Annotated in this window: 4 protein-coding genes; 3 read left to right on the forward strand and 1 reads right to left on the reverse strand. The window is 46.1% G+C overall.

Annotated elements, in window-relative coordinates; genetic code table 11:
• Window positions 1-448: 448 nt before the first annotated feature.
• Window positions 449-2,821, forward strand: coding sequence for a PAS domain S-box protein (locus QUA25_RS28365; protein WP_333043009.1), 2,373 nt, complete (start codon window positions 449-451; stop codon window positions 2,819-2,821).
• A complete protein-coding gene (locus tag QUA25_RS28370; protein WP_333043010.1) occupies window positions 2,821-4,518 on the forward strand; it encodes an EAL domain-containing protein in 1,698 nt (565 codons plus the stop codon). Before QUA25_RS28365 ends, QUA25_RS28370 begins: the two co-directional genes overlap by 1 nt.
• A 311-nt stretch (window positions 4,519-4,829) precedes the next feature.
• Here the strand turns inward: QUA25_RS28370 and QUA25_RS28375 are convergent, their stop codons facing one another.
• Window positions 4,830-6,152, reverse strand: a complete 1,323-nt coding sequence (locus QUA25_RS28375; RefSeq protein ID WP_333043011.1) for a J domain-containing protein — start codon at window positions 6,150-6,152, stop codon at window positions 4,830-4,832.
• 217 nt (window positions 6,153-6,369) lie between these two features.
• On the opposite strand from QUA25_RS28375, the gene QUA25_RS28380 reads away from it, so the two are divergent.
• A partial coding sequence (locus QUA25_RS28380; RefSeq protein WP_333043012.1) for a helix-turn-helix domain-containing protein occupies window positions 6,370-6,572 on the forward strand: 203 nt, incomplete at its 3' end.

The following is a 6,572-nucleotide window of genomic DNA, read 5'->3' on the forward strand; positions in this document are numbered from 1 at the left end:
GCAAATTAGTTCGTTGTCATCTTACAAGTTTATTCTTGAAGCCCTATTCTATGCAGCTTCATATTAAATTGGTATAACCATTCAGGCGCTGCCTATATTTCAATTTTCCCGATTCCCTCTTCCTCGCTGCGTGAATCTACGCAAACAAATATAATAAATTTACAATCCCAGTTCTTGTGCAAGCCGAGGATTGCGGAACTTCTTTTTGCACTACTACAAATAGTTACCGTAAAAATACCGACTGGCAGGCATTATTCAGCTTATTATCAATTTGTGAACTGTCGCTGAAAAGCCTGAGCGAGCCGCAATTTCTGAATCCTTTAAAGTACCTTTAATATTATCGCATCTTGGTCGGATGAGTATTACTGCTAATTGTAATATTTGACTTAAAAAGTTTATGCTTAAAAGATAGGCTAGGGTTAAATATACAGTGCGCCCTAGAGTAACCATGTCACACTGCAACCAATCCATCTGTCGTTCCCGCAATCTCGCAGAAATGTGCGATACTGCTGCGAGTTGGCAGCAAAAAGCCGATCGACTAACGGTAGAATTAAACACCACCCAAGATCGGCTTCACGCAGAAATCGATCGGCTCAAACAAGCCAACGAAACCCTTCACGCCGCTGTCAGTTGTGCCCCAATTTTCCTGTGGGCAACCGACAGAGAAGGCAAGTTAACCCTTGCAGCAGGGAAAGGATTAGAAAATTTGGGACTCAAACCAGGTGCAACTGTCGGGCGATCGATTGGTGAAGTTTACAGCAGCCAGCCAGATATCTTAGAAAATATTGCCGAGGTATTAGCAGGAAACGATCGTACTTGGAACGTCCGAGAGAGGCATTTTATTCACGAAATTCGATCGGCAGCGCTGCGAGATGGAAACGGCGAAGTTGTCGGGGCAGTGGGTGTTTCTACTGCAATTACCGAGCGCGAGCAGTCGATCGCAATTCTGGAAACGGCAAATCAAGAATTAGAAGACAGACTTCAGCAGCAAACGGCAGTCTTCAATGCAGCACTTGCCGAAAGCGAAAAAAAGTACCGTAACCTCGTAGAAACCTCCCAAGAATTGATTTGGTCGATCGATATTGAAGGCCTCTTGACTTTTGTCAATTCCGCCGCCAAACGCATCTATGGTTACGAACCGCCAGAAATGATCGGACGCCGCTTCACCGATTTTTTAGTTCCCGATCAAGGAAGTAGACCAAGAGAAATATTTGCCCAACTTTTAGCGAGAACCAAACTTCAGCCCCAAACCGCTAATTCTCCTTACGAAACAGTACACATTCGCAAAGACGGTACTCCCGTCCACCTGCGCGTCAACAGCATCGTCAACCAAGCTGAAAACGGCGCTATTTTAGGCTTGTGCGGAACGGCGACAGATATTAGCGAGCACAAGCGATCGGAAGAAGCACTCCAAGAAGCTACAGACCAACTTCGCGCCGTTTTGGATGCCGTACCCGGACTGATTTCTTGGATCAGTTCAGATTTGCGGTATATCGGAGTCAACCAGCACTTAGCAACCTCATTCAACCTGTCTCCTGAAAGCTTTGTCGGTCAAGAAATCAACTTTCTCGACAAAGGCTCGACTTTCGGAGAACTGATCCGAATTTTTTTTGACAGTTCATCTCAGCAAATCTGCCAAGAAATAGAAATAGAAATTAACGGTTTCGTCCGCAACTATTTGATAGTAGCTCAGAAATATCATCAGGGAACCGCAGCAGTTTCTGTAGGAATAGATATTACCGATCGCAAGCGTGCGGAAGCTCTCAAAAACCAATTGATTTGCTCTCTGCAAGAATCAGAACACAAATTTCGTAGCCTTTATGAAGCCACCAGCGACGCAGTAATGTTGCTTGACGAAAAGGAGTTTTTTGACTGCAACCCCGCGACCTTAAAAATATTTGGCTGTAGCAACACAAAACAATTTTACGGCAAGAAACTGAGCGACTTTTCCCCACAATTTCAGCCTAGCGGACAAGACTCATCTAGTCTAGCAATACAGAGAATATCGACAGCAATGCAAACAGGTAGCTGTCGCTTTGACTGGGTACACAAACGACTCGACGGTTCAGAATTTCCCGCTGAAGTGCTGTTAAATGCAATGGAAATTAACGGACGAAAAGTAATTCAAGCAGTAGTGCGGGATATTACAGAGCGCAAGCGCGACGAAGATGGCATTAAAGCATCCCTCGCAGAAAAAGAAGTTCTCCTCAAAGAAATTCACCACCGTGTCAAAAACAACCTCCAAGTTATTTCCAGTTTGCTCAAACTTCAGTCCCGCTACATCCAAGACAGCCAGGTTAGTGAAATGTTAAAAGAAAGTCAAAACCGAGTCAGATCAATGGCCCTGGTTCACGAACAATTGTATCAATCCAAAGACTTGTCAAACATTGACTTTGCTGAATACATCCAAAATCTCGCCCACAATTTATTCCAAGCTTATGAAAATCATGCAGAAGGCGTCAACTTGCAAACAAATATTGCGCCGTGTTCTCTCAATATTGATACGGCCGTTACTTGCGGGTTAATTATCAACGAGCTTGTGACAAATGCCCTCAAATATGCTTTTAAAGGGCAAGTGAAAGGTAAAATTAAGATAGATTTCACTTTAGATAATAACAGAGTTTGCGTGCTAACCGTGAGTGACAGCGGAATTGGTTTTCCTCAAGACTTAGATTATCGCAAAGCCCGAACGTTGGGTTTGCGACTGGTCGGGTCTCTAGTCAAGCAAATCCGGGGGGGAATAGAACTGTTAGAAACTGCTGGTACGACTTTTAGAATAACCTTTTCTCAGCCCAAATTGCACTCTAAGGAGAAAATTTAGTGTCCAACAAAAAAATTCTGATAGTTGAAGACGAGAGCATCATTGCGGAAGACATTTCCGACAGTTTGATATCTCTAGGATATAGAATAACTGGCATGGTCTATTCGGGAGAAGAAGCGATTGAATCGGCAGCCAAGTTTCGCCCAGATTTAGTTTTAATGGATGTTAACCTCCAAGGAGAAATCGACGGCATTACAGCCGCCGAAGAAATTCGCTTGCGCTTTCAAATCCCGGTAGTTTATCTGACAGCTTATGCCGATGAAACTACTTTGCGACGAGTCAATAGTACAAAACCCTTCGGCTATATTGTCAAGCCATTTGAAGAAAAAAACTTGCACACAACTATTCAACTGGCACTCTACCGACATCAGTATGACAGCTTGACCAACCTGCCAAATCGTTCATTTTTGCGAGAAAAGTTAAGTCGAGTATTAGATGCTCAAAAAGAATTGTCCGGAGTCGTTCCAGTTGTCACGCTTAGCTTAGATAAAATCAACCGCATTAACAGGACCTGGGGACACGATATCGGCGACTCAGTGCTTTGCACTATCGCCCAGCGGCTAACTAACTGTATGGAAAACATTAATAGTGTTGCTCGTTTGGAAGCGGCCGAATTCGCGCTGATTCTTAAACCAGTTGCAGAAAAACAGGATGTGGCTAAGATTGCTCAAAACATTTTAGATATCGTATCCCAAGCTATGATTGTCAAAGATTGCGAAGTCTATGTCACTGCTAGTATGGGGATCTGCTTGTATCCCGGGGACGGCACCGACGGAGATGAAATGCTAAAAAATGCTTATATAGCCATGTATCAATCTCAGCAAAAAGGGGGCAATACTTATCATTTTTATACGGCAAAGAATGCTAATTTTTTTATTAATACACTTCTTCAAGAAACTTGCTTGCGCCATGCTTTAAAAAGCTCAGAATTTGAAGTATACTATCAGCCTCAAATAGAAATTAAAACAGGTAAAATGATTGGTGCTGAAGCTTTGGTGCGCTGGAATCATCCCGAACGGGGGCGAGTTTCCCCTGGGGAATTTATTCCAATGGCTGAAGAAATGGGCTTGATTGCACCGTTGGGCGAATGGGTATTAGAGACTGTTTGCAGGCAAGCTAAAACATGGCAAAGAGCAGGTTTGCCACTCCTGCGAGTGGCAGTTAACGTGTCAGCCCGTCAATTCGAGCGCAAAAATTTCACGGAAAGAGTCAGGGAGATATTAACAGAAACAGCTCTCGATCCCAAGTTTTTGGAATTAGAACTGACGGAAAGTCTGGTTTTGCAAGACGAAATTGCAGCAGCTAAAGCTTTTACGGTGTGGAAAGATCAGGGAATTAGGATAGCAATTGATGATTTTGGAACGGGATATTCTTCTTTGAGTTATCCCAAACTCTTTCCGTTTGATGCGATCAAAATAGACAAGAGTTTTATTCGCGACATTGCAGACGATCGCCAAAATGCAGCAATAACAATAGCGATTATTCAAATGGCACACTGCATGAACATGACGGTGGTGGCTGAGGGGGTAGAAAATAAGCAGGAACTTGATTTTTTGTGCGAGCACGAATGCGACGAAATTCAAGGCTATCTTTTCAGTCAGGCTTTGCCAAGGGCTGAGTTTGAAGCGCTGCTCAAAAGCGATAAGTGCTGGGATTTATCATGGAGGAAGAAGGAAGTTCGGCAACGGATTCGGTAAGGGAAGGAGGAAGAAGGAAGTTCGGCAACGGATTGTGTAACGGATGTAACGGATATAAGGGATGTAACGGATGTCAGGAAGAGGGAAGTTTGGCAACGAGCACTGTACGGGATGTAACGGAGGTCAGGAACAAGGAAGAAAGAGGAAGGAAGAAGGAAGAAGGAAGGGTGTCAGCAATTAATAACATCCTAATTGTCTTAGTGGTTGCTAGACAATAGGATAATGGGGAAGTGGTAATTGGTAATTGGTAATGGATAATTTTTCCTAATGACTAATGACTAATGACTAATGACTAATGGCTGATGACTAATTTAAAAGATACGATCGCCTAACCAACTTCCCAGCCACAGCCCAAAACCGGAAGTAGCCACCAACAGGATAAACGTATAAAGCCCGCTGCCGTTGTGGCTCAACCTTTCTGCGGCTACCATCCGCGCCACAACTCCAGCAATAATGCCGATCGCAGCCCAAGCCCCGTAAACAGTCTTAGACCCGGCGATAGCCAAGGCTTGGACGATCGCCCCCGAACCCGCCCCAGCAAAAACCCCCGCCCACGCCCCAATCCCCAGCCCGATCGCGCCAGAGAGCCCGACGGGGCCGCCAGAATTCCCACCTACTTCCGCCGCCAGCCCGCACATCAAGCCAACAACCCCCCAACACACGGCCGCCACCAACGCCTTGACCCAATTCCCAGAACCAGTTCCCGCCATCAATCCCACCACAGTCACTACTCCCCCTACAGCCAAAACAGCAGCCACAGCCCGCGACTCGGCCTCAGAACTGGCGATCGCCCCCAAACCAGCCCCAACTGCGCCCCAAGCAGCCCCTGTTACCCTTCCTCCCGCCTGAAAACCGGCGATCGACCCCCCTACCGCCCCAGCCAAAACTAACGCCGCCAGCCACACTCTAGGCGTTGCTGAACCCTCCGCCAGCAAAATCGCGGCCCACAGCCAATCTGCACCACAGATTAAAGCCCACATCCACAGCGGGGCGGTTGATTTCGTCAAAATCCAACCGGTCAAAGCGTAACTCGCCACGGCGATTGCCAGCGGCCACCAAGGGAAGCTTGAATAGTGTTGAGATGGCCGCACTTCCCTCGGCGCGCTTCGCGGTTTTGAGTATTGAGTTGAAAATTCTTTTTTCCTTTTCGAGATAATCTTTGGATAGTTTTGAGATGGCCGTGCTTCCCTCGCAACGCTTCGCCCTGGTTGCTTTCTGCCCCGCCACGCTTGACGATTTTGAGTTGTAAATCGTTTCTTGCTTGAAGAGTTTTTTTGAGTGAGAAATTTTTTGGAGGCGGCTTTTGGGCGGGTTTGACGGCGCTGGGAACCAGGCCTAGCGACTGATTTTCGAGAACGCCTTCTCAGCGGCTTTTCCGGCGCAGGGGGCGGTGGCTGCGGAAACTGTTTTTCGATCGACCTCGATTCAGGCTGACTCAGAAACGACAGCAACTGCTGGTAAGCTTGATTAATTTCTGTTAATCGTTGTTGAGCTTTTTGTTGCAGGCGATCGTTGTTGGCAAACCGATCGGGATGCCACACAAACGCTAAATCCCTGTAAGCGCGCTTAATTTCTTCGAGGGAACTTCCCGGCTCAATTTCGAGGATTTCGTAGCATCGGTTAATGTCAGCCATAGGCTTCGATCGGCAGGTGTTGGTAAATTTGCGTGAAGCGCAGCTATCCCGAGCGGGAATCCCACTTAACTCCTCGCTCCTGTTGTCCCCCGCTATAACTGTACCCAGTTTAGCGGCGGGATGAAAGGCAGGGACATTGTAGGTACGGAAATCTGCAAATCTTTATTTTTGTAGATATTTTACTGGAATGTGTATAATACAGTAAGGAGGGAATGAGATGCTGCATACTGCTATCAAGGTTCGACTTTATCCAACATTAGAGCAACAAGCCATACTGTCTCAGCACTTTGGCTGTGCCAGATGGTGGTGGAACTATGCTCTAAATAAGTCAATTGAGACTTACAAAGAAACGGGTAAAAGCCTTGGTCAGTCAGCACTCAATGCCTTTTTACCAAAACTAAAGAAAGCCGAAGAAACACT

This window comes from Microcoleus sp. Pol17C6, assembly GCF_036701145.1.
Taxonomy (GTDB): domain Bacteria; phylum Cyanobacteriota; class Cyanobacteriia; order Cyanobacteriales; family Microcoleaceae; genus Microcoleus.

Coding starts and splice junctions, on each gene's coding strand:
- QUA25_RS28365 (WP_333043009.1), top strand. CDS start 449: ATGTCACACTGCAACCAATCCATCTGTCGTTCCCGCAATCTCGCAGAA.
- QUA25_RS28375 (WP_333043011.1), bottom strand. CDS start 6,152: ATGGCTGACATTAACCGATGCTACGAAATCCTCGAAATTGAGCCGGGA.